The sequence below is a fragment of the Methanoculleus sp. DTU007 genome (genome assembly GCF_001512385.1).
In the GTDB taxonomy this organism is placed as follows: Archaea; Halobacteriota; Methanomicrobia; order Methanomicrobiales; family Methanoculleaceae; genus Methanoculleus; species Methanoculleus thermophilus.
This window is the reverse complement of sequence record NZ_LFRO01000085.1, coordinates 386-639: the sequence shown is the minus strand read 5'-3', so window position 1 is coordinate 639 and position 254 is coordinate 386. Positions and strand designations below refer to the sequence as shown.

The 254-nt window shown below is 59.1% G+C and carries 1 protein-coding gene; it reads right to left on the bottom strand.

What is annotated here, in order from left to right; genetic code table 11:
• On the bottom strand, positions 1-254 hold a 254-nt coding region (locus tag ACI94_RS11100), incomplete at both ends, for a hypothetical protein (RefSeq protein WP_286681341.1).

Genomic DNA, 254 nt, shown 5'->3' with positions numbered 1-254 from the left:
CGACGAATCGGACTGAACGGTAAAGGATATATCCTTTGCATCGGTCGTCTTGCCCTCGAAGACGGCACAGGTCTTCACCGTGTACTCCCCCGGTTCCGTCGGGGTGTAATACGCGGTCAGGGCGTCCTCCGAGAAGACCAGAACGGTCATCTCGTCCCCGGTTATGACATCGACAAGGCTTCCGCCCCGGTAGACCTCGCCCGAGAGTTTGACCCTCGTTGCGATGGACCCCGAGTTCTTGAAGAGCCCGGTGA